Origin of the sequence: Pseudomyxococcus flavus (assembly GCF_050038885.1) — a bacterium.
Classification (GTDB): domain Bacteria; phylum Myxococcota; class Myxococcia; order Myxococcales; family Myxococcaceae; genus Myxococcus; species Myxococcus flavus.
Genome location: NZ_CP143624.1, coordinates 2,021,409 through 2,043,497, shown reverse-complemented (window position 1 = coordinate 2,043,497; position 22,089 = coordinate 2,021,409). Strand labels below are relative to the sequence as shown.

The following is a 22,089-nucleotide window of genomic DNA, read 5'->3' as shown; positions in this document are numbered from 1 at the left end:
TGGGTAGGATGGGGCGTGGGGGCCTTGCTGCTGCTCGGCTGTGCGCGAGCGTCCATGGGCCCCGCCGAGAGCGGGAGGACACGCGTGGCTGAGGCGGACGTGGAGCTGAAGGTGAAGCCGGTGGAGCGCACCGCGGAGGCGCTGGTGCTCTCCTACGAGGTGCACAACCGCGGCGCCCATGCGCTCTGGCTCGTCGACGGACTGTACGATGAGGGGCCCACGGGCCGGCGCCAGCTCGCGCCAGACAAGGCCTACGTGGAGCTGGGGGGAAGCCACGTCGTCGTCGCGCGGATGCTCCTGCCGGTGCCGGAGAACATGCTCGTGGAGGCGCCCGAGGTCCCCGCCGTGTCCCGCGTGGACGCGGGCCAGACGGCGCGCCGGCGCGTGGTGCTGCCGCTGCCGCTGACGGCGGCATCGCCCTACGGCACCGAGCCGGCAGAGACGCTCCCGCTCGAGGCGGTGCGTGAGTTGCGCCTGCGGGTGGGCTACGTCCTGGACTCGCCGGAGCTGAGGCGGCACGGGGCTCAGGAGGCCCGGGGGACGGTGTACGAGACGACGGAGTACGGCCAGACGCTCAAGGCGCAGCGGGTGCTCGAAAGCGCGCCGTTGCCGCTTCCCGCAGCGGCTGCGAAGTAGGCCCCGCGGGCGCAGTTCCCGGTTCGATGGTGCCCTCCCAGAGGCTGCTGGTGTGGTGATGAGCGTGCCCCCTATCGTGGCATGCCCATTTCAGGGTGCATCCACGAATCATGAGGCAGTGGGGGCCCAAGTGGTATGCGCGCGAACTTGGGTATCATGCGGTACTCGCGCTGCACAGGCATGTCCTGCAACTCGGCCAAGCGCAAAAAGGCCAGGCCGTTCATGAAGACATATCCCTCTGTGAGGCGCCTGTCTTGCGGCACGGATTGCTTCTTCTCCTCCTCGAAGGACTTCTGTCGTGAGGCAATGGCGTCGCGCAGCCCCTCATTCAGCTCGGCTACGTCCCTGTCCAGCAGGGCCTGGCAGGCGCGCATGTACGGGTCGAACGTCCAGCCAATGACCTGTTGCCAGCGCTGGAGCATGGCGGGAAAGTCAAATGCCTCCCTTCCGCACAGGCTAAGAGTGAAGCGCTGAAGAAAGCGATGGAGGAGGAAATCATCTTCATATTCGGCACCCTGGGCCTGATGGTCTGGCGAGAGTCGCGCCAACTCCACTGCAAGCTCGATCTGCCCGGCTGCGAGTGCATCGACAAAGGGGAAGTTCCGGCTTGCGCAGATGAATTCTGGGTCGGCGTTCTGCCCCTGAGCCACAAGTCTGAGAAAATGCCGACGCGCCTGCGCCGACTTACTGAGAAATGCCGCGAAGCGGTCCGAGCGTGCCTCTATCAGCAGTTCGCAAATCGCGAGCCGCCGATAGAAGTATGAACTCAAAAAGTGTGCCTTGCTCGATAAGTCCTTCGGCCCTTGGATGCATAGTTCGAGAGCATCGTGCAGACGCAACTGCGTATTTTCGCGGACGGTCTCTAGCTTCATGGCGTGAAAAGGAGTTCCGATGCACTGCGGCTCTCAATAAATCATGCACTTCTCGCCCATTGCTATGTAGCGCGTACCGGTGATTCCGTCGCGCTCCATTGCGGCCCGCAGGTCACTGCGAACGATGAGCACCGTGGGCTTTGCGCTGATTCGAAAGAGCTTCGCTTTCGGGTCGATGCGGCCTGGGTCAAGGAATAGCCTGAAAAGTCCAGAGTATTGCCCGGGTTCAAGCGCCGACTCACGGGCTTCCGTCCTGCCTCGGTCGACACAGTCCTGGGTACCGATGATATTTGCGATATAGAATTCCTGTTCTACTGCACGTCCCTTGTGATTAAGCAGCACAAACGGCAGGTACTCGATCTCGGTGTCGGCTTCTGCCTCAAGGAGTGCACGTAACTTCTTTGAGACCATTGGAAGCAACAGCGTATTGTGCAGGAAGTCGGGGGTGCCCAATCCCTTGTGATGCTTGTCCATCTGCAACTGAGTGTTGGAAGAATAGTGCTCCCCCATTCTCTCGCCCTCTGCAATTCGCCACTGCTTGCTATCCAGTGGCTCGGGGCTCTCACTGATGGTGCAGTTTTCCGGCGTCAGGCGCATTTCGAGAATGAAATATTCCATAAATGTATGTCGCGTATTGGGAGTCATGCCCCGAGAGCGTCGTTGATATGGAGGAGCAGGTTGGCTTGCAAAGACTCGACCGCTTTCTCCCGGATGCGTGGACGCACGTCGAGCGAGAAATTGTTGAGTTCTTCCTTCCAGCCACTGGCGGTTGCGTCCGAGAGGTCGGGATGTCCACCTGACTTCTCTGCGCGTTTGTTCAGCTTGTTCTTGATGCCCTTGAGTTGTCTCTTGACTGCCTCGTTGTAGTCGGGGTGGTTGGAAGGATGAATGGGAAGTTGATAGATGCGCCCGTACTTCTCTTGGGTGGGGAGCATCATGATGTTGACGCCCGTATTGATGTTGTACTTCGCGGCCTGAAGGACCAGGAGTTTGTCGCCGAAGAACGTTGCGAGTGACTCAATCGGGATGAGGTGATGGGCGTCGTTTGCCCAGGGCCGACTGCTGGTCCGGAAGTTGACGCCGTAATTACTCATCCACCAGCAATCCTTGCTGATGGTGGGGTTGTTCACCTGTTTGCGCCGTCCGAGTTGCGCATCGCTGAACTGCTGATTCAGCCGCTTGCGTGGCGCGCCATTCTTGTCCCGGAAGTCCAGGTTGTACCAGTCGGCCTCGTTGGCGAATTGGTACTTCACACCGTTCTCCCGGTGGTTGTGGCCCTTGAAGAGACACTTGCGCCTCCAGGTGGGCGGCTGCGCCTTGTCCCAGATGCACCGGGTGACACATCCCTCTTGCTCGCCGTGCTTGTGGCTGTCGGCCGCCATGATGGCGGAGAGGTGCTCTGCGCGCTCCTTTGACTCGGCGGCCTTCTCTGCTTTGGCAGCCTCCTTCTCGGGGCCTGCTGCTTCCTTCAGCTCCTTCTCGGCCTTGCCGATGCCGCCCTTGCGCTCCTCGCGGGCTTTTTTGAGCTTCTCCTGGGCTTCCTTCAGCCGCCCTTCGTTCTCCTTCGCCCGGGCGCGAGCCTCGTCGGCCGCCTTCTTCGCGTCGTCCGCCTCCGCCTTGGCTTTCTCGTAGCGGGCCCGAGCTTCCTGTAGGGCCTTGTCGTCTGCCATGGCTCGCCTCCGTCGTGTTCAGCTCGTCTTCGCGTCGTGGAGTAAGAATGCGCCCCGAGCTTCATCGTCCGCCAGCAGCAATACCAGCGCCGAGGACGCGCCCGCATAACCCCGGGCAAAGCCCCGCACTGCCATACACGTGGAGACTGCGCCTGTCGCTGCGCCCACCTCGCCGAAGGACGCGGGGGGGTACCAGCGAGGCGCGTCCGCGGGTAAGCCTGTTTCCTTCATTTCGGAGAGGGCGAGCCCCAAGTCTCGAGCGCGCCACTCGTCGCCATTGAGGTTGGCGAGCAATAGGCCCGTCTCTTCGGGCTTCCGTCCACTGCAGCAAGAGGTGACTGCGCGCAGGAGGGCCGCTCCGACGGGGACGTCACCCGAAAAACGGTGGAAGGACTCTCTCTCCACGGCCACGTTCCCCATCCAGGCCAGCGCGGCAGCATTGCGTGCTCGCGCCGCATCCGCGCGCTCCAGAAGTACCCAGGCCGCGGCCTCGCCGGGGAAGAAGCCCACCGCCGACTCTGGCGTGCGCACCAGGCCCAGCTCGTACGCGTCCTCTAGCGCGGCCCCTTCCACGAGGCTGTCCACGCCTCCCACCAGGCACCGGTCCACCATACGGCTGCGCAGGAGCTCCATTGCTCTAGCCAGGGCGCTGGCGAAGGAAGCGGCGCCTCCGGTGAAGTAGTCCTGCGCACCCTCGGGAATACCCAGTCCGTGAAGCGTCAACAGTTGGGGAAGGAGCCGCCTGCCCACGTGCGCACGCGCCTCCTTGCGCGCCTCTGCAGCTTCCTCCTCCAGGGCTTCGGCCAGCTCCGGTGTCACGCCTTCTTCGTATCGCACCGACTCACTTCGCACGCGCGCGTACAAGTCACCGGCGACACAGAGGAAGATGCCGGTGCGGCTCACGTCTGCGGGCTTGAGCCTGGCATCTTCCAGTACGTCCGCCAACGCGCCGTCCGCGAGCCTCAGCAGACGGCCCACGCCGGAGAATCCGTCCGTGTAACCCCGCGCTGCGTGCCCCTTCAGCGGCACACTCCGCAGATTCTTCACGTCCGCTTCTTCAATCTCCAGGGGAGCCCAGTGCGTCACCCCTGCCCGAGCCGCGGCGCAGGAGGCCACCGCCGTCAGCCCCAGTGAGGACGTCATGCCCAGGCCCGTCACGGCAATGGTGCCCGGTGGGCACTCGGCTCGAAGGGAGTTGGAGGGCTTCACGAGAGTCCCTCCGTGAAGGGGCGCGCCAAGGCGCGGGGGCCCAATGCGCGTGCCGCGCGCAGGGCAGCCACCTGCTGGTGTACCCAGCCGCGCGTAGGAATGCGCACCGCGCCCCGGCTGCGCAGCGTAGCGTCCAGTGCCAGGGCGTGACGGCGACGCAGCGGGGTCGCCTCCAGTGCGTCCAGCAGGGTATTGGCGGCCCAGGGGCTGCCCTGCAGGTATCGCTGGCCTGCACTGAAGCGGGCGTGGTTCTCTCTCCACCAGTCCGTTACCGCTTGGACGTGGGGCAGGGGCAGCAGTTCCTCCATGCCGCGGCGCACGTCTGCCTCGGGATTCTCATCCAGCACCGTCGCCGCGTCTTCTATGCGCGACGAGGTATAGCGGCCCTCCAGGCGCAGGCCCGTCATGGCAGAGAAGGCCTCGCCGGCCAATGCGGCCGCCTCGTCGCTCATCCACGGCAGACAAGCTTCCATGGCCACCTTCCACCCGGAGAAGCCCAGGGCCCAGAGTGCGTCCGGGCGGATGTCTGCATTGTCCAGCAGCGCCACCAGCCTGAGCACCTCCTTCTCGTCGGCGCCCAGGGCCCACAGCAGCCGGGGCAGGCGGGCATCGGGCGTGCAGAGAAGTGCCGCACACGCTGCCCAGGCCGCTCGCTGGCCGGTGACGAGACCCCATTCCAGGGCACCGTCCCGGACCTCGGGCTCGGAGGCCGCAAGGAGTTGCTCCAGGACTTGTCGCGAGGGTGGAGGTGGTTTCATGGCCTGGACCAGCACACGGAGCGCGGTGGCCACCAGGCGTGAGTCTTCGTGCTCCAGCAGCGACAGGACGGCCTCCACAGGCACCGCGCCATGGGCCCCCAGCACTTCCAGCACCGTGGCCTGCAGGGCCGTGGAAGGTGCCGTCAGCAGCCGCGACAGTCCGCTCGGCAGTACCTGAGCGTCCGCCCGCTGCATGGCGGAAGCCATGGCGGGCAGCACGCCCTCGGTCTCGCCCTCCATCGCTTTCAGCAGTGTCTCCTCGATGCCCGGCTCCCGGCCCAGGAGGAGCGCATGCGTCGCCGCGGCAATGCGCGCGGGCGTTTCCGACTCGAGGGCCGGTACCAACAGGCGCCAGGCCACCGGTGCGCCTCCCAGCACCAGCATGTCCTCGCTGGCCAGCAGGCGCTCTTCGCGTTCCCTCAGTTGAGGGAGCCGGTATTCCGGAGAGTCCAGCTGTCGCTCACGCTGCGCCCAGTGGAACTCCGCTTCCCCCAGTTGTTCCTCATAGCTCTCCCAGTTGAGGAAGAGCTCGTCGCTCAATGCTGGCGCCGCCATGACGTCAATTCACCTCCACCACGCCGCCGGTAATGCGCTGGGTGTCCTCCGCGTGGGACTCGATGCGCACGCCCCGAGTCACCGCCCGTCCGTTTCGTTGGAGGAGGAAGCTGGCTTCCCCGCACTGGAGGAGAAGCTCCTGGCGCGTCAGCTTCACCCGCACGTCCCAGCACGCCAGCAGCAGTTCCTGGGGCTGGAGGCTGACGCGCGCCGCCCCGCAGGAGAAAGACACCGTCTCGCTTCCCTTCACGTCGAGCGCTCGGGGCTTGCCATCCACCCGCACGTCCTCCGGAGGCTGGGCCGCCGTGGCCTCCAGCACCGAGTCCAGCAGCGGCGTCTCACTTGGCGTGTACACCAGGGAAAGGACGTGAGGACGGCGCGGGTCCGCACGCTCGAAAACCAGCATCACCGCCTGTCGGCGGGCCACCGCCGCCTTCGCCGCCTGCGTGTCCATGGGCATGGCCAGTGTCGCGGCCGCGGGGCCGCCAGGGTTGCCCGGGAAGTCCACCAGCAGCCTGCCGTCCTCGTCACGGCCCGCCATCCATCCCTGTCGAGGCGCCAGCCAGGACTCCGGCGTGGTGGGAGCTTCCTCGTCGTGTGTCTGCAAGGTGGGCTTCATGGGCTTCACAGTTCCTTGTCGCAGACGAGGCACTTCACGGGCCCCGCGTCCTTGCCCATGGCCACCACGGGCGGCTGCATCAAGGGAAAGGGCGGGGTGTTCTTGTCGTTGTGGAGCATCAGGTCGAAGGCTCGTGCCACGTTCTTCCCTTCGAATTTCACGTCAAAGGAGAAGTTGACGAACTCGGCCTTGCCCTTCGTCTTGCTCGAGGCCACGCCTCCGCCCGCCGTGCCAGCCTCGTCTCCCGTGCTGGTTGAGAAGTTGGAGTCCTTCACGCAGACGGGATTGCCCTCCACCTTCACCGAGGTGGTGCCCTGGGCCGTGTCCGAGGACTTCGCGATGTTGGGGTAGGGAATGGGCACGGGCCCCGCAGGGCTGGGTGTGTAGTTGCCCCCGTCAAATCGGACAGCTCAGGGTTGAGAGTTAGCACTACGGAACTCGCGGGGTGACATCATCTTCAATCCGCGATGAGGGTGGCAGCGGTTGTAGTCGTCGAACCAGACGGGCAACCGGGTGAGGACGTGGGAAGCGGAGGGCAAGTCGTTGACGTACACGTAGTCGCGCTTGAACGTCTTCACGAAAGCCTCGGCCATGCCGTTGCTCTCCGGGGAGTAGGCGGGCGTGGTGCATACCACCAGGCCCAGATTCCGGCCGAAATCGCGCGTGTCCTTGGCCGTGTAGACGGGCCCGTTGTCCGACAGCCACTCCACCGGGTGGGGCGCCCTCGAGGTGCCCGGGCCGAAGCGGGCCTCCACCGTCTCGGCCATCAAATCCTGAATGGTGAGGCCGGTGGGGTGCTCGACGGAGGCACGGTACGCGATGAGCTCCCGGTCGCAGCAGTCGAGGCTGAAGGCCACCTGGACGCGCTCGCCGTTCCAGCAGCGGATTTCGAAGCCGTCGCTGCACCAGCGCAGATTGGACTTCAGCGTGATGATGGTGCCCTCGTGGGTACGAGTAGGCTTCCCTGTGTGTCGCTGGAGGAGGAGTTGGGCGTCGCGCATGAGCCGGTACGCCCGCTTGTGGTTGACGGGCGATTTCCCCGCTGCCCGGCGCTGTCGGTTGAGGACGGCGCACGCCCTGCGGTAGCCGTACGTGGCGCGCTCCTGGGCGACGGCCTTGAGTCCCTCCAGCGCCTCGGCGTCGGCATGAGCGTCTGGGCGGCGGGGCTCCCGAGCCCCCAAGGGACGATGCAGGGTGGAGCGGGACACGCCGAGGGTCCGGGCCACCGCGCTCACAGGATGCCTCCCAGCTTCGACAAGGCCGCGGGCGACAATAGTTTTTTTTCGCGGGCCAACTCCACCGCGTCCCGGAGGACTTCCGCCTCCTGTGTCTTCTTGCCCAAGAGCCGCTGGAGCTCTCGCACCTGGGCCTTGAGCGCCTGCACCTCGGACTCGGGCACCACGGCCTCCCCGGCCCGCAGGCCGGACACGCCGCCCGCCTCCTTCAGGTGCCTCCAGCGGAAAAGCTGGCTGGGGCTGATGCCGTACTTCCGCGCCACCAGGGACACGCTACTGCCCGGCGCCTCGCACTCAGTCACCAGGCGCAGCTTCTCCGCCGCCGAATACCGCCGACGGCGCTTGCCCTTCTCCGCCCCCTCAGGGGCTCCCTCTTGGCTCTTCTTCTCCATGCTCAGACTCGCTTATTAGCCGAACGAGCCTGTCCGACTCTTCAGGGGGCTACACCAGGGTGTCTTGCACACGTCTGGGAAGGCAACAGTGGTGCCGTTGGAGTCCTTCGTCACCACGGACATCTTGTTGACGCCGACAGTATTCGCCACTGTTGCCTCCTGGTGAGGTTGAGCCAGAGGGAGCGTGCCTCAAGGGTTCGCAGCTGCGAAGCCCTCTGCGCGCACCGCGAGGGCACGCACGTCATGAGGCCCGTTGTGCAGGGGGAGGCATGTCCGCCATAGGAACTGCACCTGGTGAGCATCCGTGTCGAGAATGACGGTGTCCAGGCGCATCTCGGGCTGAACGTCCGCTCCACCGGCCACCACCGCTGTCACCTGCGGTGGCGGGATGCCCGGGAGGTGGAACGCGAGACGGCCTTGCGGCGAGGCATTGGCAATGACGACAGGCTCGTCGCCTCGCAGGTAGCCCGAAGCCACCTGGCCTGAAGGCGCCGCATTGAAGAATCGCCTGTCGAAGTCCCTGGGCCACCGCGGCTTTCGCGTCTTCGCCCAGGCTTCGTCAAATGTGCCGCCCAGGGCCGCACGCGGGTTCCAGTGAGGCGAGGTGAAACCGAAGCCCGCAGGAGGGACAGACTGGCCGAACTCGCGAAGTGGATGCTCGGGAGACTCAAGGTTGGGCAGTCGCAGGCCCTCCTCGAAATGACGTGGGCTCGCGCGGAAGCCCACGCCCACCGGGTTGCGCGGCTCGAAGGTGTGCTTCTTCGAGTCCTCGTGGCTCCTATCCCAGCCGCCGAAGGCACGTTCCCAGGTGAGGGATATGCGCTCGAAGGGGTGAGGTTTCGTCATGGACACGCGTCCCAGGCTGCGAAACCACGTGCGCTCTCCCACCACCCTCACGGCCTTCTTCAAGGGGCCCACCTGAAGCGTCACCAGGGTTTCCGTTGTTCCCCGGGCGGGGGCGTATGCGTGGCCCAGCAGCACCACGTCCGTGGCAACCTTGGTGAGGGCCACCTCGGGCTCGTACCGGTAGCTGGACTCCCCGGGGGCGCCCCAGAACTCACCCGCGGCATTCACGGGGACCTGTTCATCGGCGAAATGCAGCCCATTCTCGCCAATGGTGTAGGTGGCCTTCGCGATCAGTATCAGGGCAGGACGAGTCTCTTCATCGGTGAGGGCTAGCGCCTCGAATGGCAGCGGCGTTGGGTTGTCTACTGCGAACTGTCCCACGAGGTGCCCCCCATGCATCGTACTCGCCAATCCAATACCATGCCGTTACGACGGTCGCTCGGGATGCCAGCATGGTTGACTGTCGTACACGGTCGGCACGCTCACTGCTACGCCACCGCGTTGGGCGTGACCCGCTTCCGTGGCTCTCCCGCGCTTCGTGTGGACCGAAGGTTCAGACTCGACTTTCGCCCTTTTGGGGCGAGGGAGCGCGCGCGGAGGTCTACGCCGCGCGCCCTTGGGAGGGCGTGGCACGGGAGGCAGCGCGTAAGTTGGCGCGAAGTCGACGCGGCGAGTGCCAGCGGGTACGGGCCAGGGTGGATTGAGCCAGGCGCAAGACATCCTCGAAGCTGACAGTGGTCTTGGTGGTGTACCAGGGCCGCAGAGGTAGCTTCAGCTGCTGCCAACTGGTGGCCAGTTCCATGTACCAGAGGACGAGCAGGGTGTAGCTCAAGCCTGCGAAGGGCGCGGTGCGCAGCACGGCCAGGCGGCGGCGGGCTCGCGAGTCGGCGAAGCCGAGCAGCTGCTTCAAGTCCCGGAAGAGCACTTCAATGCTCCACCTGAAAGCATACCTTTCCACCACCTGGAGGGCGGTGAGGGAGGCGTCGGTGCAGAAAAAGACTCGCAGGGGCCGGCTGCCGCCCGTCATCCGTACGATGACGATTTTGAGCATCCGCGCTCCGGCCGCGCTCTTCCACCGAGCCACCAATTCCTTGCAGTCCACCTGTCGCGACTGGCCGTAGAGAAAGGCCGTCATCCGCTGCCAAGGCAGCGCGCCATCTCGTGCGAGGGCCTCGGGCTTGGGCACCGGCACGTCTCGCGTCAGCCACCGGCCCGTCTTCGGCGAGCGGCAGCGCTGCGTGCGCGGGCGAGTCAGCACGGCGTCTGGGCGCATGGCGCCGACGAAGATGAGTCGTTGCGGCAAGCCCTCGAGCACGGTGCTGCATGAGTAGGCCTCGTCAGCGGCGAGTTCCAGGCAACCGGTGGGCAGCCAGGCGAGGACACGCTCCACCAGCTCTCGGCCCAACTGCGTCTTCTTCCGGTGCCGCAGGCCCTTCTTCTGGCACTCGGCCTGGGTGCGGTAGAGCCGGAAGAGGACGGGCAGCGCCCAGGGGCGCGAAGCAAAGGGGACGTGCACCAGCACCGCGAGCGTCACCCAGACGTGGCCGAAGCAGAAGACATGCACGGCCCGGCTGGAGCGCACCGCATCCAGGTGGCTGCCCAGGCCGAAAACCTTCGGCCCTTTGTGGCTGCACAGGGTGTCGTCGAGGACCAGCCGCACGGGCCCCAGGGCCGCCAGCTTCAGAAGTAGCAGTCGGCCTACCTCGTCCGCACTCCAGCGAGCCCGCGAGAAGAAGCGATGGAAGGCCGCATGGTGCTGCACGCCCGCGACGCCCGAGGCCACCAGCGCCCCGGTGACCGCGTGCGTGCCGCCACAGCTCACCCAGCCGGCGAACAGGACCAGGAAGCGCAGGAACGAGGGCTCAGTAAATGCCGGCCGAACCAGCTGCAAGACTTGCAACAGTGCATACAACTGGGAGGCGGCCATCGGGAGACCTCGAAGGTGCTGGAGGAGGCGTGTCTTGCCGGACACCTCACTCAGCTGGCCTCGATGGCCGCTCTTCTCCTACCCTCAGCCCGTCCTACCCTCGCCCCCTTGCTTGGGCCACACAGCCCAAAAGGGCGAAAGTCGAGTCAGAAGGTGAGCAGCATGCGACGGGGCGAAGCTGGCGCGGCAATACACCTGACGCTTGAGAAGCGACAACGACATGCCACCGCTTCGGAGGACGTGTCCTTGGGGCGCCCTCGCTGCGCTCATCCCTGATGGCACAGCGCATCTGCCGCCGAGGCACTCAGCCCTGGCCCTTCGCGACAGGGGGCGAGGGCTTCTTGGCCTCCTTCGCCACGGAGGCAGGCGCCTTCGCGCGCGCCGGAGCCGCCTGCTTCGACCGGGCCGTGGGCCGTGCCGCCGCCGGTGCGCGGCGAGGCGGCGGCGGAGGCCGCGTCAGCTCCCAGGCCGCGAGCACCTTGGGCACGTAGTACTCCGTCTCGCCGTTGCGCGGCACCCGGCCATTCACGGACCCGGGCCCCGCGTTGTACGCGGCCAGCGCGAGCCGCACGTCCTTGAAGCGCCGGAGCTGCTCGGCCAGGTAGCGCGCGCTGCCATCAATCGCGGGCTCCGGGTCGAACGGGTCCTTGACGCCCAGCATGGCCGCGGTGCTCGGCATGAGCTGGCCGGGCCCCATGGCTCCAGCGGGGGAGATGCGGTGCACCCGCGTCTCCGACTCCACCTGCACCAGCGCGCGCAGCAAGCCCGGCGGAATCCGGTGCCGGCGCTCGGCCGCGTCGATGAGCGGCTCCAGCGGCGCGTGGCCCTCCAGCAGGCACGACGGCCGGTGCTCCAGGTATGCCTGGAGGGCTCCCGCCTTGGCCTTCAGGAACGAGAAGGACAGGGGCGACACGAAGCTGCCGCCGAACCACGCCACCGCGACGTTGAGCAGCACCACGGGCGCCAGCGCGCACGGAAGCCACCACGCCCAACCGGGCACCGTCATCCCGCCGCCACGCTGTGCCGCCCGCTTGCGTCCCACCCCTCCACCCTTAGGGGCGCTTGGGGCCTCCGTCCAGCTTCCGGCGCCCGCGGCGGGCCTCCGGAGGCAGCCGCAGCCCGTCCAGCACCAGCGTGGTGAGCGCGTCCGGCAACTCCAGCGGGTTGCCGATGTCCTCCTCGCTCAGCACCGCCAGCAGCAGCCGCTCCACCGCGCCCACCACCGCCAGTCCACTCACCGCCGGACGGATGGGCCGCAGCAGCCCGTGGGTGTGCGCCTTCTCGGTGATGTCCACCGCGTGTCGCGCCACCAGCCGCGCCAGCTCCGCCACCTTCGTCCGCGCCCCCACCGCGGGGCCCCGGCACTCCTGCAGGTACAGGCGCACCACGCCCGGGTACTGGAGCAGCGCGCTGGCAATCACCGCCGCCATGGCCCGATACGCGTCGAACATGGCCTCCACGTTGCGCGCGTCCGCCAGGGCGTGGCCACAGGTCTCCAGGCCCGCCAGCAGCTCGCGGCGCACCGGCTCCAGCAGCGCGTCCACCAGCGCCGCCTTGTCCTCGAAGTACCGGTAGAACGTCCCCTTGGCCACCCCCGCCGCCTGGGTGATGTCGTCGATGGTGACGCCGTCCAGCCCGCGCTCCAGGAAGAGCTTCAGCGCGGCGTCCTCCAGCTCCTGCATCCGCTCGCGACGGTGGGCCTCGCGGCGGCTGCCCGGCCGGCTGGCCCGCTTGTCCGTCTCCCGTGCGTCGTCCGCCCGCGTGCCGCTCCGGCTCGCCATTGACGTGCGCTCCCATCCATTGCGCGGTAGAAAAAGAGTGACCAAATAGTCATTATTGGTAGCGGAGCGTCGGCCGGGCGCTCCGCCGGAGGCAACCATGATCGGCATCCCCCTGGGCTGGGTTTACTCCAATTTCGGCGAATGGGTGCTCCACAGGTCCGTGCTGCACGGCCTGGGCAAGAACCGGAAGAGCTTCTGGAGCTTCCACTGGCATGAACATCACCAGAAGTCGCGGCGCAACGACATGGTGGATGACCAGTACATGCGCTCGCTGTGGACCTGGTCGGCGCAGACGAAGGAGCTGCTGGGGCTGGCGGTGCTCGCGCTGGCGCACGCGCCGCTGTTGCCGGTGGCGCCCTTCTTCGTGGGGACGGTGTGGGCCTGCGCGGCGAACTACTACTTCGTGCACCGGCGCGCGCACCTGGACCCGCAGTGGGCGCGTGAGCACCTGCCGTGGCACTACGACCACCACATGGGCAGGGACCAGAACGCGAACTGGTGCGTGACGCACCCCTTCTTCGACCTGGTCATGGGCACGCGGCGGGAGTTCCTCCACGTGCAGCCGACCGCGCGGCCCGAGCCGGTGGCCGCGCCCGTGGCGGCCCGGAAGCACGCGACGGCTTCCGGGCACCGGTAGCGGCGGCGCCCCGAGGGGCGCCTGGCTCAGAACACCAGGTCGAAGTAGTTGGCGTTCGCCTTCACGCCCGCGCAGGCGCGCACGGAGGCCGTCCAGTCCTCCGAGGGCAGCGAGCCCCGGGCGTCGAAGATGAACTCGAGCTCGGGCTCCCGGGCCAGGTCCAGCAGGTCCACCGGGCCGGTGCTGGTGAGCTGGATGGAGCGCCGGGCCGCGGTGCTGGTGCGCGTGTACTCCCCGATGACGTGGGTCTGGTTGCCGCCCGGCTCGCGCACGGACACGCTGGCGCGCTCGATGCCGCTCAGGTCGGTGTCGGCCGTCACCTCGAAGAGGCGCAGCCGCAGCTCCGTCTCCACCTCGGTGTCATCGGGCAGCGGGTCCGCGAGGTCGCCCAGCGGGAAGGTGATGCTCCGCTCCACGTTCACGGTGATGGGCAGCGCGGCGGGGAAGGACAGGTCGCGCTCCGTCTTGCAGACTTCCTCGGCCTCGGCCTCGATGAAGAAGAGGGACTCGCAGCCGGTGGCGAGCAGCGCGATGCTGGAGAGCAGCAGGGCGCGGATGGAGGTCTTTCGCATGGTCATCGGCTCCTGGCTCAGAAGAAGTAGAGGATGAAGCCCAGCTTCACGGAGGGCATGGTGGCGCGCACGGACAGATTCCGCGCGGTGACGTCCGGGTCGTCCGTGGCGTCCTGGAGCAGGGCGCTCGCGTCATCCACGCCCAGGTCCACGTAGCTGAGCCCCAGGTGGAGGAAGAAGTTGAAGCGGCTGGCCGAGCCCACCTCCAGGCCCACGCTGCCGGTGACGTAGTTGTACGTCACGTCGCGGATGTTCTCGCTGCCGCGGCTCGGGCTGGCGCCCAGCCAGTCCACCACCTCGTTGTAGTCCGAGCCGAAGTAGTGCCCCGCCTCCACGTTGAAGGACGGGGCGATGAAGGTCTGCATTGGCAGGACGCTCAGGCCGCCGCGCAGGCCGAAGCTGAGCGTGTTGGTGGTGGGGCCCGCCTGCAGACGCAGCCACGGCAGCGGCCGCAGCACCGCGGACAGGCCCACGCCGTGGGGCGCGCCCGCGTCCAGCATGAGGCCAAAGAAGTGAGGGGTGTCCGACCCGTCCTGGGCCAGGGCCGGTGTCGCGGCCCCGAGCCCCAGGGCACACGCGAGTGCGGCGCCGTGCCGTCCCAGGGGAAATGCCCTTCGTCGTCTCGTCGAGGATGTCGCCATCGTCATGTCGTGTTCCAGCGTGTTCCGGCCCGGTGGCCATCATTCGCGCGACCGGGCGGAAAAAGAAGCGGCGCCGTGGAGAATCACGGTGAAAAGACGCCGCTTCCTCGCGGATATCCGACATTGGCGGTCCCCCTCGCCGCCGTGAATTCAGGGTTCGGCGGCGGACCGGTTGGCCGCGAGCTCGATGACGTTCACCATCAAATCCTTGATGCGGCGCGGTTTCTCGCCGCCGTTGTCGCGCAGGATGAGGTCGATGTCGTCGTCCGGCCGGTGGTACTCGGGGATGAGGTCGCCGCCACCGTTGGGGTTGGACAGGCCCTCGAACATGAAGAGGACGTCCTCGCCCTTGCGCCCGAAGGACGCGCCGTCCTGCCGGTCGCGGAACACGTTGATGTCCTGGTTGATGCGGTCGAACGGGTCCGCGAGCTGCGCGTTCGCCTGGGCCAGCACCTCGCGGAAGTAGTTGGGCTGGCCGCGCGAGTCGGTGTCCACCACGGACAGGCGCTGGTCGTCCCAGCGGCCCACCATGTCCACGTTGATGACGCCGGCAATCTCCTCCAGGCCCAGGCCGGGAATCGGGTGGTCCACGAAGTACTGCGAGCCCACCAGGCCCTTCTCCTCAGCGCCCGTCCACAGGAACAGCACGGAGCGGTCCAGCTCGCCGCGCTTCGCCGCCTCGGCCAGCTCCGGCACCGCCGCCATCAGCACCGCGCTGCCGGAGGCGTTGTCGTCCGCACCGTTGAGGACGTTGCCCCGGCGGTCCACGCCGTCGTGGTCCAGGTGCGCCATCACCACGATGACCTCGTCCTTGTTCGGCCCCGAGCCCGGCAGCAGCGCCATCGTGTTCACCGCCTGTCCGGACGCGGAGGCCAGCTGGCGCAGCTCCTCCACGCCGCGCTGCGTGCCCTCGCGCGGCGGCGCCAGGGGCAGGCCGCGCGCGCTCATCGCCTGCTCGTACTTCTGGTTGAGCAACGCGAGCGTCTCCGCGGGCATGGCGTCGTCGAGGTAGAAGCCGTTGTCGAACAGCGCGTGCCCGTAGGCTCCCGGCGCGTGCGCGTGCTCGCCCGCCTCGCCCCGGGCGCCGGGCCTGCCCGTGAACGAGTACACGTCGAAGCGCTGCTCGAAGGGGTTGTCCGGGTTGTTCGTGTTGGGGCCGACGAGGCCGTACTTCTGCACGTGCTGCTGCACGTACGCGGACGCGGCATCCAGCCCCGCCGAGGGGCTGTCACGGCCCTGGAGCGCGTCCGAGGACAGGTACGCGATGTGCGTCATCGGGTCCGAGTCCACCGCGGCCGTGTCGGCCTCCGGCTCCGGCGCGGGCTCCACGGGCGCGGTCGGCGGCGGCGTGGGGACGGTGCAGACGAGCGGCCGGGGCGCGCGGGTGGACTCGAAGCGGTCCGCGTTCCAGCCCGGGGGCGCGTGGGCCGGCTTCGCGGCCTCGGGCGGCTGGGTGTCCCTGGCCACGGCGGTGCGCGGCGGAATCGAGGGGAGGGGACGCGGGCTGTCGCTGACTTTCGTGGCCATGGTGGAGGAATCCCGGTGCGCGAGGGGGAGGCGCGTCGTGGAATTATCCGTCACGGATGCGCGCGAGTTGTGTGCCTTCTTTTCCCTCGGCATTCCGGCGGGTTGGGTCGCGTGTCAGGGGTTTCCCGAAGGGTGTTGAAGGTCCGACGTCCCTCCGCCCTTTCGGTCAATACCTGCACTCGGAGGCCGGTGACACGTTGCAAGCCCGGAGAGCACCGGGCTGTGACAGCCCGGGTCGACCGGCCCAGGACGGGGGGTCCGGATGATCGACGAAGTCGATCAACGTTTGAAGGCGTGGGTGGGCCGCATTGCCGGCGATGTCCCGGTGTTCCTGGGAGTGCCGGACCGCGAATCGCTCGAGCGAGGCGTCTGCCTCTACCTGCTGGAGCTGGGGCCCGCGCTGCCGGTCCGGGGCGGTGGCGGTGGACGCGGGCCGCTGCAGATTTCGGTCTGCTACCTCATCACCGCGGGGGCGGAGTCTCCGGAGCGGGCGCACCGCCTGCTGGGCGAACTCGTCTTCGCGGCGATGGAGGAGGCGGACTTCGAGGTGGAGCTCACGCCGGTGCCCACCACCGTCTGGGCGGGGCTGAGGACCGCGCCGCGGCCCTGCTTCCGCCTGCGCGTCCCCGTGCGGCGCGAGCGCGCCTCGCCCGTCATCCACCGGGTGCTCTTCCCCGCCGTGCCCCAGGCGCAGACGCCCGCGGAGGCGCTGCTGGGCTGTGTCGTCGGGCCGGGTGACGTGCCGATTCCGGGCGCGCTGGTGGAGCTGCCGACGCTGAAGCTCACCACGCGGACGGATGCCCGGGGCTGCTTCCGGTTTCCCCGCGTGCCCCCCATGGCGTCGCTCGGGCGGCTGGAGGTGCGGGCCAAGGGGGAGTTGCTCGAGCTGGGGCCCGAGGTGCTCGCCGCCGAGCCCCAGCCGCTGCTCATCCGTCTGCCGTTGAAGGAGGAGTGACATGTCGCCGAGCCACCTGTCGCCCGTCGTCTCCGAGGAGGCGCCGTGCACCGACGTCCGGGAGTCTTCACCGTGGCCCCGGGGGGCCCCGCCCATGCGGGGCGTGCCTGACGCGCTCGAGCCGGACGTGTTCGCGGCCTGGGGCCTGGGGCCGGAGGCGTTCTCCGCCTACGCGGCGCCCGCGCGGCGGCCTCCACCGCACGAACCGCCCTCCATCCGGGAGGCGCAGGCGGGCTGCCCGCGTGCGTCCTCGCCCGGCGCCGCCGCGTGGAAGGATGACGGCGCGTGGGAAGGGGCCCAGTCCCTGCTGGCGGGGGGCGTGGCGCCGCCGCGGGTGCGCCGCCCGGGCGACTGAAGGAGTGAACAGCCTTCCGCGGCAGGCCGGGTGACGGGGGAACCACCGGGCCTGAGGGGGAGCGCTGCTGACGCGCTGATTCCGCACGGTCCTCCAAGAGAGCAGGTCGATGTCTCGCGCTTTCGATGTCTCCGCCATCACGGACGCCCCTCGTCTGTCCTCCAGTGGGATGGGCGAGGCCGTCTTCCTCGTCACCAACGTCCTGGATGCGTCCGTGCGCGCGCGGCTGACGGTGGTCCCCGGCCCCCGCTCACGGCGTGAGTGGTTCTTCCTGGAGGGCGATGCGGAGCGCGAGCTCCCCTCGAAGGCCGCGCAGCGAGTCACCGTCCGCCTTCGCGTGCCGCCCGGAATGCCGCCGGGGCGGTTCACCTTCCACCTGCGCGTGGAGGATGCGGCCCTGCCGGAGACGCGCTTCGTGGAAGGGCCGGCCCTGGCCTTCGACGTCATGCAGACCCCGCCCGCCGCGAAGGCGTTTCCCATGAGCCGGGCGGTGATGGCGGTGGGGACCTTCATCCTGCTCGGGACGGTGGCGTCCCTGCTCGCCGCGCACCGCGCGGGAGAGCCCGGCCCGGGCGCGCCGTGCCCGGACGGCCACTGTGGCAGGGGCTTGACGTGCGAGACGCGCAACGGCGGGAGCGTGTGTCTGGCCTCCCAGGGACAGCCCTGCGACGCGGGCACCCAGTGCATCACCGGCTTCTGTGAGCCCGGGGTGGGCTGCACGGTGCCGCTGGGGAAGGACTGCGCCACCGAGGCGGACTGCCCGGGACGGCTCTCGTGCGTCAACGCGCTCGGCTCCCAGGTCTGCCTGCTGGAGCCGGAGCAGCCCTGCGAGCAGGACCGGGACTGCGCCAGCTTCTTCTGCAACGCGGAGCGCAGGTGCAGCCGGGATGATGGGCGCTGCGACAGCGACGCCGAGTGCAAGCCGCCCTCGCAGTGTGGCGCCACGAAGCTGTGCCAGCTCCCGGATGGGCAGCCGTGCACGCGGCACGAGTCATGTCTGTCCGGCTACTGCGCGGAGACCTGCCAGGTGTCCCCCGAGTCCTTCCAGTGCGAGTCCCCCTGTCCCGCGTACTCCGCTTGCGTCTCCGGGAAGTGCGTCCCGGCGGATGGGAAGCTCATCAGCCAGGACCTGCTGTTGGCGGCGCCGAAGACGCTCAAGGGCGTCGAGGAGCTGCGCATCCGGCAGGGCATCAAGCCGTAGTCCGTGCGCCGCTAGGGGCCCTCGGGCCGCACCGCCTGGGCGACGTCCACCAGCCGCTGCACCTGGGCCTCGCTCATCCCCAGGTGCCTGGCGGCGGCGGCGATGTCCCCGGGGACGAATGCGCGCATCGCCCGGGGGGTGAACCAGTTGAAGAGCGACACCACGCCTCGCACCAGCGCGGACCGGGTGAACACGGCCGTGGGAGGAATGACGTAGTCCTTGGGGACCTGGTTGAGCGCCTGCTGCCGCTGGGTGGCGTTCGGGCCCGGTCCCTCCGCCAGGACGAGCTGCGCGGTGGCCGTGCCTTGATGGCGCGCGATGAGCTCGCAGTAGCGCGCCCAGTCGTCGGCTGAGGGCGGCTGCGCGTTGTGGGCCACCACCAGCACCGTGCCCACGTAGGCCAGCCCCAGCGTCAGGCCCCGCACCACGTCCTGGATGTCGGGCGCGTCGAGCTGAACCGGGGCCATCATCGCCGCGTCTCTCCGTTGGGGTGCGAGCATACCGGAGTGTTCCTCCGGCACGGTGTCGTGTGCAACCTGTATTCCTTGAAATGCAGGAGAGGCGGCATGTCCACTGCTCGGGTGGCGCGCTCCGTCTTCAAGTGGCGGAGACGGAGCGCTGACGCGACCTGGGGACTATCGGGCGGGAACGCGGAGGACCCGGCCCGACGGCGGCAGGAACGAGGGAGCGACGTCCCCGCAGTGCGCGACGGTGCCGTTCTGCCGGAGCACCAGGCGCTGGTCGGAGGCTTCGCCCGCGATGGCCGCGCAGTGGGTCAGGTCCGCCGGCGCGGCGGTCTGGCCATCGGCGCTCTCCCCCCACGCGATGACGGCGCCGTCGGCTCTGAACGCCAGGGCGGCATCCTTCGATGCAGCGATTCCCACGATGTCCTGGAGCCCTTCCGGGACACGGGTCTGCGCGGAGGGCTCCGTCCCGAAGGCCATCACCGTGCCGTTGCTCCGGAGGGCGAGGACATAGGTGCCGTTCGCGTGGATGTCGACCACGTCGGACAGGTCCGCGGGCACGGGGAGGGCGGTCGAGCCGCCCCAGGTGACGAGGCTTCCATCCGCCTTCAGCGTCACGGCGAAATCCTCCCCCGCGGCGACGCTCACGACGTCCGCGAGCCCGGCCGGAACCCGGGTGACGTCGTTCGATGACGGGCCCCAGACGGTGACGGTGTTGTCGGGCCGGACGCCCATGCCCCAGAGGGCGTCATGGGCCAGGGTCCGCTGCCGGAGCACGCGGAGCGAGGCCGTGGCTGCGGGCCGCCAGGCCACGTCAGGGGACATGACCACCTCGTGCACGCCGGAGGAGAGGCTCCCTGGCACGCGCACCACCACCTCCGCATCCGACCAGGTGACGTACTCGTCGACGTCCACGCCGCCAATCGAGACCGTGATGTCGCCGCGCGCCTCGCCGAAGTGGGCGCCCGTCAGCTTCAGGTAGCCTTGTTGGACCGCCAGGGCGGGCGCCGTGAGCACCGGGGCCTCGAGGCGGTTCAGCGACAGGCTGACCGGGTTGGACTGGCCCGCGCTCACGTCCAGCGCCGCCTCCGCCTTCGCGTAGTGGGCCTTCCAGGCGGACAGGAGGTGCGGCCCCTCGGGCACGCCCTGGAGGACGAAGCGGCCCTGGGCGTCCGTCGTCGCCGTGGCGTCATGGCCGTCGAGCGACACGGAGATGCCCGCGTGGTTGCTCTCGCCTTCGAGCTGGAGGGTGCCCGTCACCTCGCCGAGCAGGCGCGGCAGCGTGATGGAGAGCGTCGTGGTCTCCTGATACCGGACCTCCACGGTCCGCTCTTCCACGCCGTGGCCCGTCCACCAGGCCGTGAGGGTATAGGTCCCCGTGGGGAGGTCATTGAAGGCGAAGCGCCCCTGGGCATCCGTCAGCGTCATATCGCCGTCAACCAGCGCCACGGAGATGCCCGACGTGGTGGTTCCGCCCTCCAGCATGACCACGCCGGCGATGTGTCCCCGCGCGATGGCCAGCGTGAGGTTGACCTGCGTCTGCTCGCCCGCGCGCACCTGCACGGCGTGCTGGGTCGCGGCGAAGCGCTCCTTCCGGGCCTCCAGGGTGTATGCGCCCGTGGGCACGCCGCTGAGGGAGAACTGGCCCGCGGCATTCGTGCGCGTGCTGAAGGCCGTCCCCACCAGGGTGACGGTGATGTCCACCGGCGTGCTCCCGTCGGCGAGCTGGAGCACGCCGGCCACGCTCCCACGCTCGCGCGTCAGCGAGAGCGAGACGGTGGTCGACTGGTTCGCTCGCACCTCGATGGACTGCCGCGCCACGGCGTAGCCGCTCATCCGGGCTTCCACCGTGTGCGTGCCGGAGGAAACGTTGCTGAGGGTGAAGCGGCCCTGGGCGTCCGTGGTCGTGGAGGCCCCCGTGCCCGCAAGCGTGACGGTGATGCCCGCGTGGTTGCTCGCGCCCTCGAGCAGGGCCGTGCCCGTCACGCTGCCTTGCGCCCGGGTCAGCGTCATGGAAACGGACGTCTCCACGCCCGCGCGCACCGTGACGGAAGACTGTCCCGTCGCATAGCCGTCCTTCTGGGCCGTCAAGGCGTACGTCCCCGTGGGAACGCCGGTGATGGAGAACGCGCCCTGCGCATTCGTGACCGCGGTGGCGCCCGTCTCCGTCACGCTGATGCGGACGCCCGAGGGACTGGCTCCATCCGAGAGCGCGACGGTGCCGACCACGTCTCCGCGCAGGCGCGCCAGCGTCAGGGTGACCTGGCTCTGCTGGTTCGCGCGCACCTCGACGGACTGCTGCGCCTCCGCGTAGTGGTCCCGGCGCGCCTGCACGGTGTACGTGCCCGTCATCACGTTCTCGAAGACGAAGCGGCCGTCGACATCCGTCGTCGTGGTGACGTTCGCCTCCACCAGGGTGACGACCGTGGCGGCATGGGGGGCGGCGACGTCCAGCTGGATGACACCGGCCACGCTGCCCCGCTCACGCGGCAGGTGGATGGTGACCAGGGTGGCTCCGCCGACCCGCACGTCCACCGTCTGCTCGGTCGTGAGGTAGTCCGTCTTCTGGAGCCTCACGGTGTAGATGCCCGGGGACAGGTCGGTGAAGGTGAAGTGTCCCAGCGCGTCCGTCGTCGTGCTGGCGCCCGTCTCCACCAGGGTGACGGTGACGCCCGAGGCGTCCAGGAGGCCCTCCACCTGGACGGTGCCCAGCATGCCGCCTCGCCCTCGGGGGAGGTCGAGCCGCACGGAGGCCGTTCCACCCGACTGCACGGTCACGGACTGGCGGGCCTCGCCGTAGCCCGACTTGCGAGCCACCAGCGTGTGGGTGCCCGGGGCGACGTTCTCCAGGGTGAAGCGGCCCTCCGCATCCGTCGTGGCGCTCATCCCGCTGCCCTGGAGCGAGACGGAGATGCCGTCGTGGGACGAGGCCCCTTCGAGAACGGCCTGCCCCAAGATGCGCCCGGGCTCGGTGCCCGAATCGGGGGATGGGGTGCCACCATCCCCGGGGGACGACGTACTCGAGGAGGAACAGGCCGACAGGGCGAGGAGGAGGGCCCAGAGCCACGCGGGGCTAGCGAGTCGCATGTGAGGTTCCGCTCGGAAGGAGGTGGGGTGTGCGAACGACAGGGGTGTGCTGGCGGCGCCCCGAGGAGGGTTCCGAGAGCGGCCTCGGGGCGCATCGGAGAGCTCGTTCTTCACGTTGCTGTTGCCACCCGGAGCGTGTTGAGTCGAGTG

General features: G+C 68.6%; 21 protein-coding genes and 2 pseudogenes. 5 read left to right on the top strand and 18 right to left on the bottom strand.

Going from position 1 to position 22,089, the window contains the following annotated elements:
- Positions 1 to 84 precede the first annotated feature (84 nt).
- A complete protein-coding gene (locus VZL07_RS08580) occupies positions 85 to 636 on the top strand; it encodes a hypothetical protein (RefSeq protein ID WP_426754864.1) in 552 nt (183 codons plus the stop codon).
- Positions 637 to 707: 71 nt separating this feature from the next.
- Here VZL07_RS08580 and VZL07_RS08575 read toward each other — a convergent pair whose 3' ends face one another.
- The 13 genes and pseudogenes from VZL07_RS08575 to VZL07_RS08515 all read right to left on the bottom strand — a co-directional run bounded on the left by VZL07_RS08575 (position 708) and on the right by VZL07_RS08515 (position 12,500).
- Positions 708 to 1,508 carry a hypothetical protein gene (locus VZL07_RS08575; protein WP_426754863.1) on the bottom strand — a complete coding sequence of 267 codons (801 nt, stop codon included), beginning with the start codon at positions 1,506 to 1,508 and terminating at the stop codon, positions 708 to 710.
- A 33-nt stretch (positions 1,509 to 1,541) separates the two neighbouring features.
- Positions 1,542 to 2,153, bottom strand: a complete 612-nt coding sequence (locus VZL07_RS08570; protein ID WP_426754862.1) for an imm11 family protein — start codon at positions 2,151 to 2,153, stop codon at positions 1,542 to 1,544.
- Positions 2,150 to 3,178: an AHH domain-containing protein gene (locus VZL07_RS08565; RefSeq protein WP_426754861.1), complete on the bottom strand. Its 1,029-nt coding sequence runs from the start codon at positions 3,176 to 3,178 to the stop codon at positions 2,150 to 2,152. Before VZL07_RS08565 ends, VZL07_RS08570 begins: the two co-directional genes overlap by 4 nt.
- 18 nt (positions 3,179 to 3,196) lie before the next feature.
- On the bottom strand, positions 3,197 to 4,387 hold the full coding sequence (locus tag VZL07_RS08560) for a beta-ketoacyl synthase N-terminal-like domain-containing protein (protein WP_426754860.1): 1,191 nt from the start codon (positions 4,385 to 4,387) through the stop codon (positions 3,197 to 3,199).
- On the bottom strand, positions 4,384 to 5,700 hold the full coding sequence (locus tag VZL07_RS08555; protein ID WP_426754859.1) for a TIGR02270 family protein: 1,317 nt from the start codon (positions 5,698 to 5,700) through the stop codon (positions 4,384 to 4,386). The genes VZL07_RS08560 and VZL07_RS08555 overlap by 4 nt, the downstream gene beginning before the upstream one ends.
- A 4-nt stretch (positions 5,701 to 5,704) precedes the next feature.
- Entirely contained in the window at positions 5,705 to 6,319 is a 615-nt protein-coding gene (locus VZL07_RS08550) for a DUF6484 domain-containing protein (protein WP_426754858.1), read from the bottom strand.
- A gap of 5 nt (positions 6,320 to 6,324) precedes the next feature.
- Positions 6,325 to 6,702: pseudogene (locus VZL07_RS08545) on the bottom strand (DUF4150 domain-containing protein); the annotation flags it as partial.
- Between the two features lie 27 nt (positions 6,703 to 6,729).
- A protein-coding gene (locus VZL07_RS08540; protein ID WP_426749965.1) for an IS3 family transposase occupies positions 6,730 to 7,946 on the bottom strand; the annotation gives its coding sequence in 2 pieces (ribosomal slippage) (positions 6,730 to 7,604 and positions 7,604 to 7,946; 1,218 coding nt in all).
- Between the two features lie 57 nt (positions 7,947 to 8,003).
- Positions 8,004 to 8,096, bottom strand: a pseudogene (locus VZL07_RS08535) (DUF4150 domain-containing protein); the annotation flags it as partial.
- Between the two features lie 39 nt (positions 8,097 to 8,135).
- On the bottom strand, positions 8,136 to 9,173 hold the full coding sequence (locus tag VZL07_RS08530) for a DUF2169 family type VI secretion system accessory protein (protein ID WP_426754857.1): 1,038 nt from the start codon (positions 9,171 to 9,173) through the stop codon (positions 8,136 to 8,138).
- Positions 9,174 to 9,393: 220 nt separating this feature from the next.
- On the bottom strand, positions 9,394 to 10,719 hold the full coding sequence (locus VZL07_RS08525; RefSeq protein WP_426749769.1) for an IS701 family transposase: 1,326 nt from the start codon (positions 10,717 to 10,719) through the stop codon (positions 9,394 to 9,396).
- Between the two features lie 304 nt (positions 10,720 to 11,023).
- Positions 11,024 to 11,725 (bottom strand): lytic transglycosylase domain-containing protein, encoded by a 702-nt coding sequence (locus VZL07_RS08520; RefSeq protein ID WP_426754856.1) that lies wholly within the window; start codon positions 11,723 to 11,725, stop codon positions 11,024 to 11,026.
- A gap of 46 nt (positions 11,726 to 11,771) precedes the next feature.
- On the bottom strand, positions 11,772 to 12,500 hold the full coding sequence (locus VZL07_RS08515) for a TetR/AcrR family transcriptional regulator (RefSeq protein WP_426754855.1): 729 nt from the start codon (positions 12,498 to 12,500) through the stop codon (positions 11,772 to 11,774).
- 97 nt (positions 12,501 to 12,597) lie between these two features.
- Here VZL07_RS08515 and VZL07_RS08510 point away from each other — a divergent pair, with 97 nt between their 5' ends.
- Positions 12,598 to 13,137, top strand: coding sequence for a sterol desaturase family protein (locus VZL07_RS08510; RefSeq protein ID WP_426754854.1), 540 nt, complete (start codon positions 12,598 to 12,600; stop codon positions 13,135 to 13,137).
- A gap of 26 nt (positions 13,138 to 13,163) precedes the next feature.
- Here the strand turns inward: VZL07_RS08510 and VZL07_RS08505 are convergent, their stop codons facing one another.
- The 3 genes from VZL07_RS08505 to VZL07_RS08495 all read right to left on the bottom strand — a co-directional run bounded on the left by VZL07_RS08505 (position 13,164) and on the right by VZL07_RS08495 (position 15,877).
- Positions 13,164 to 13,709 carry a hypothetical protein gene (locus tag VZL07_RS08505; RefSeq protein WP_426754853.1) on the bottom strand — a complete coding sequence of 182 codons (546 nt, stop codon included), beginning with the start codon at positions 13,707 to 13,709 and terminating at the stop codon, positions 13,164 to 13,166.
- 17 nt (positions 13,710 to 13,726) lie between these two features.
- Positions 13,727 to 14,356: a hypothetical protein gene (locus VZL07_RS08500; RefSeq protein ID WP_426754852.1), complete on the bottom strand. Its 630-nt coding sequence runs from the start codon at positions 14,354 to 14,356 to the stop codon at positions 13,727 to 13,729.
- Positions 14,357 to 14,500: 144 nt separating this feature from the next.
- Positions 14,501 to 15,877 (bottom strand): M28 family metallopeptidase, encoded by a 1,377-nt coding sequence (locus VZL07_RS08495; protein ID WP_426754851.1) that lies wholly within the window; start codon positions 15,875 to 15,877, stop codon positions 14,501 to 14,503.
- Between the two features lie 262 nt (positions 15,878 to 16,139).
- Between VZL07_RS08495 and VZL07_RS08490 the strand changes: the two genes are divergently transcribed.
- The 3 genes from VZL07_RS08490 to VZL07_RS08480 all read left to right on the top strand — a co-directional run bounded on the left by VZL07_RS08490 (position 16,140) and on the right by VZL07_RS08480 (position 18,388).
- On the top strand, positions 16,140 to 16,832 hold the full coding sequence (locus VZL07_RS08490; protein ID WP_426754850.1) for a carboxypeptidase-like regulatory domain-containing protein: 693 nt from the start codon (positions 16,140 to 16,142) through the stop codon (positions 16,830 to 16,832).
- A gap of 1 nt (position 16,833) precedes the next feature.
- Entirely contained in the window at positions 16,834 to 17,187 is a 354-nt protein-coding gene (locus VZL07_RS08485; RefSeq protein ID WP_426754849.1) for a hypothetical protein, read from the top strand.
- 109 nt (positions 17,188 to 17,296) lie between these two features.
- The gene (locus tag VZL07_RS08480; RefSeq protein WP_426754848.1) at positions 17,297 to 18,388 is read left to right on the top strand and encodes a hypothetical protein; all 1,092 of its coding nucleotides are present in this window, start codon (positions 17,297 to 17,299) and stop codon (positions 18,386 to 18,388) included.
- A gap of 11 nt (positions 18,389 to 18,399) precedes the next feature.
- Here VZL07_RS08480 and VZL07_RS08475 read toward each other — a convergent pair whose 3' ends face one another.
- Together VZL07_RS08475 and VZL07_RS08470 are read right to left on the bottom strand one after the other, a co-directional pair.
- The gene (locus VZL07_RS08475) at positions 18,400 to 18,888 is read right to left on the bottom strand and encodes an STAS/SEC14 domain-containing protein (RefSeq protein ID WP_426754847.1); all 489 of its coding nucleotides are present in this window, start codon (positions 18,886 to 18,888) and stop codon (positions 18,400 to 18,402) included.
- A 135-nt stretch (positions 18,889 to 19,023) separates the two neighbouring features.
- Positions 19,024 to 21,939 carry a carboxypeptidase regulatory-like domain-containing protein gene (locus VZL07_RS08470; RefSeq protein WP_426754846.1) on the bottom strand — a complete coding sequence of 972 codons (2,916 nt, stop codon included), beginning with the start codon at positions 21,937 to 21,939 and terminating at the stop codon, positions 19,024 to 19,026.
- Positions 21,940 to 22,089 lie beyond the last annotated feature (150 nt).

Coding starts and splice junctions, on each gene's coding strand:
- VZL07_RS08490 (WP_426754850.1), top strand. CDS start 16,140: ATGATCGACGAAGTCGATCAACGTTTGAAGGCGTGGGTGGGCCGCATT.
- VZL07_RS08485 (WP_426754849.1), top strand. CDS start 16,834: ATGTCGCCGAGCCACCTGTCGCCCGTCGTCTCCGAGGAGGCGCCGTGC.
- VZL07_RS08550 (WP_426754858.1), bottom strand. CDS start 6,319: ATGAAGCCCACCTTGCAGACACACGACGAGGAAGCTCCCACCACGCCG.
- VZL07_RS08565 (WP_426754861.1), bottom strand. CDS start 3,178: ATGGCAGACGACAAGGCCCTACAGGAAGCTCGGGCCCGCTACGAGAAA.
- VZL07_RS08555 (WP_426754859.1), bottom strand. CDS start 5,700: ATGGCGGCGCCAGCATTGAGCGACGAGCTCTTCCTCAACTGGGAGAGC.
- VZL07_RS08480 (WP_426754848.1), top strand. CDS start 17,297: ATGTCTCGCGCTTTCGATGTCTCCGCCATCACGGACGCCCCTCGTCTG.
- VZL07_RS08520 (WP_426754856.1), bottom strand. CDS start 11,725: ATGACGGTGCCCGGTTGGGCGTGGTGGCTTCCGTGCGCGCTGGCGCCC.
- VZL07_RS08510 (WP_426754854.1), top strand. CDS start 12,598: ATGATCGGCATCCCCCTGGGCTGGGTTTACTCCAATTTCGGCGAATGG.
- VZL07_RS08525 (WP_426749769.1), bottom strand. CDS start 10,719: ATGGCCGCCTCCCAGTTGTATGCACTGTTGCAAGTCTTGCAGCTGGTT.
- VZL07_RS08575 (WP_426754863.1), bottom strand. CDS start 1,508: ATGAAGCTAGAGACCGTCCGCGAAAATACGCAGTTGCGTCTGCACGAT.
- VZL07_RS08515 (WP_426754855.1), bottom strand. CDS start 12,500: ATGGCGAGCCGGAGCGGCACGCGGGCGGACGACGCACGGGAGACGGAC.
- VZL07_RS08495 (WP_426754851.1), bottom strand. CDS start 15,877: ATGGCCACGAAAGTCAGCGACAGCCCGCGTCCCCTCCCCTCGATTCCG.
- VZL07_RS08470 (WP_426754846.1), bottom strand. CDS start 21,939: ATGCGACTCGCTAGCCCCGCGTGGCTCTGGGCCCTCCTCCTCGCCCTG.
- VZL07_RS08500 (WP_426754852.1), bottom strand. CDS start 14,356: ATGACGATGGCGACATCCTCGACGAGACGACGAAGGGCATTTCCCCTG.
- VZL07_RS08505 (WP_426754853.1), bottom strand. CDS start 13,709: ATGCGAAAGACCTCCATCCGCGCCCTGCTGCTCTCCAGCATCGCGCTG.
- VZL07_RS08475 (WP_426754847.1), bottom strand. CDS start 18,888: ATGCTCGCACCCCAACGGAGAGACGCGGCGATGATGGCCCCGGTTCAG.
- VZL07_RS08570 (WP_426754862.1), bottom strand. CDS start 2,153: ATGACTCCCAATACGCGACATACATTTATGGAATATTTCATTCTCGAA.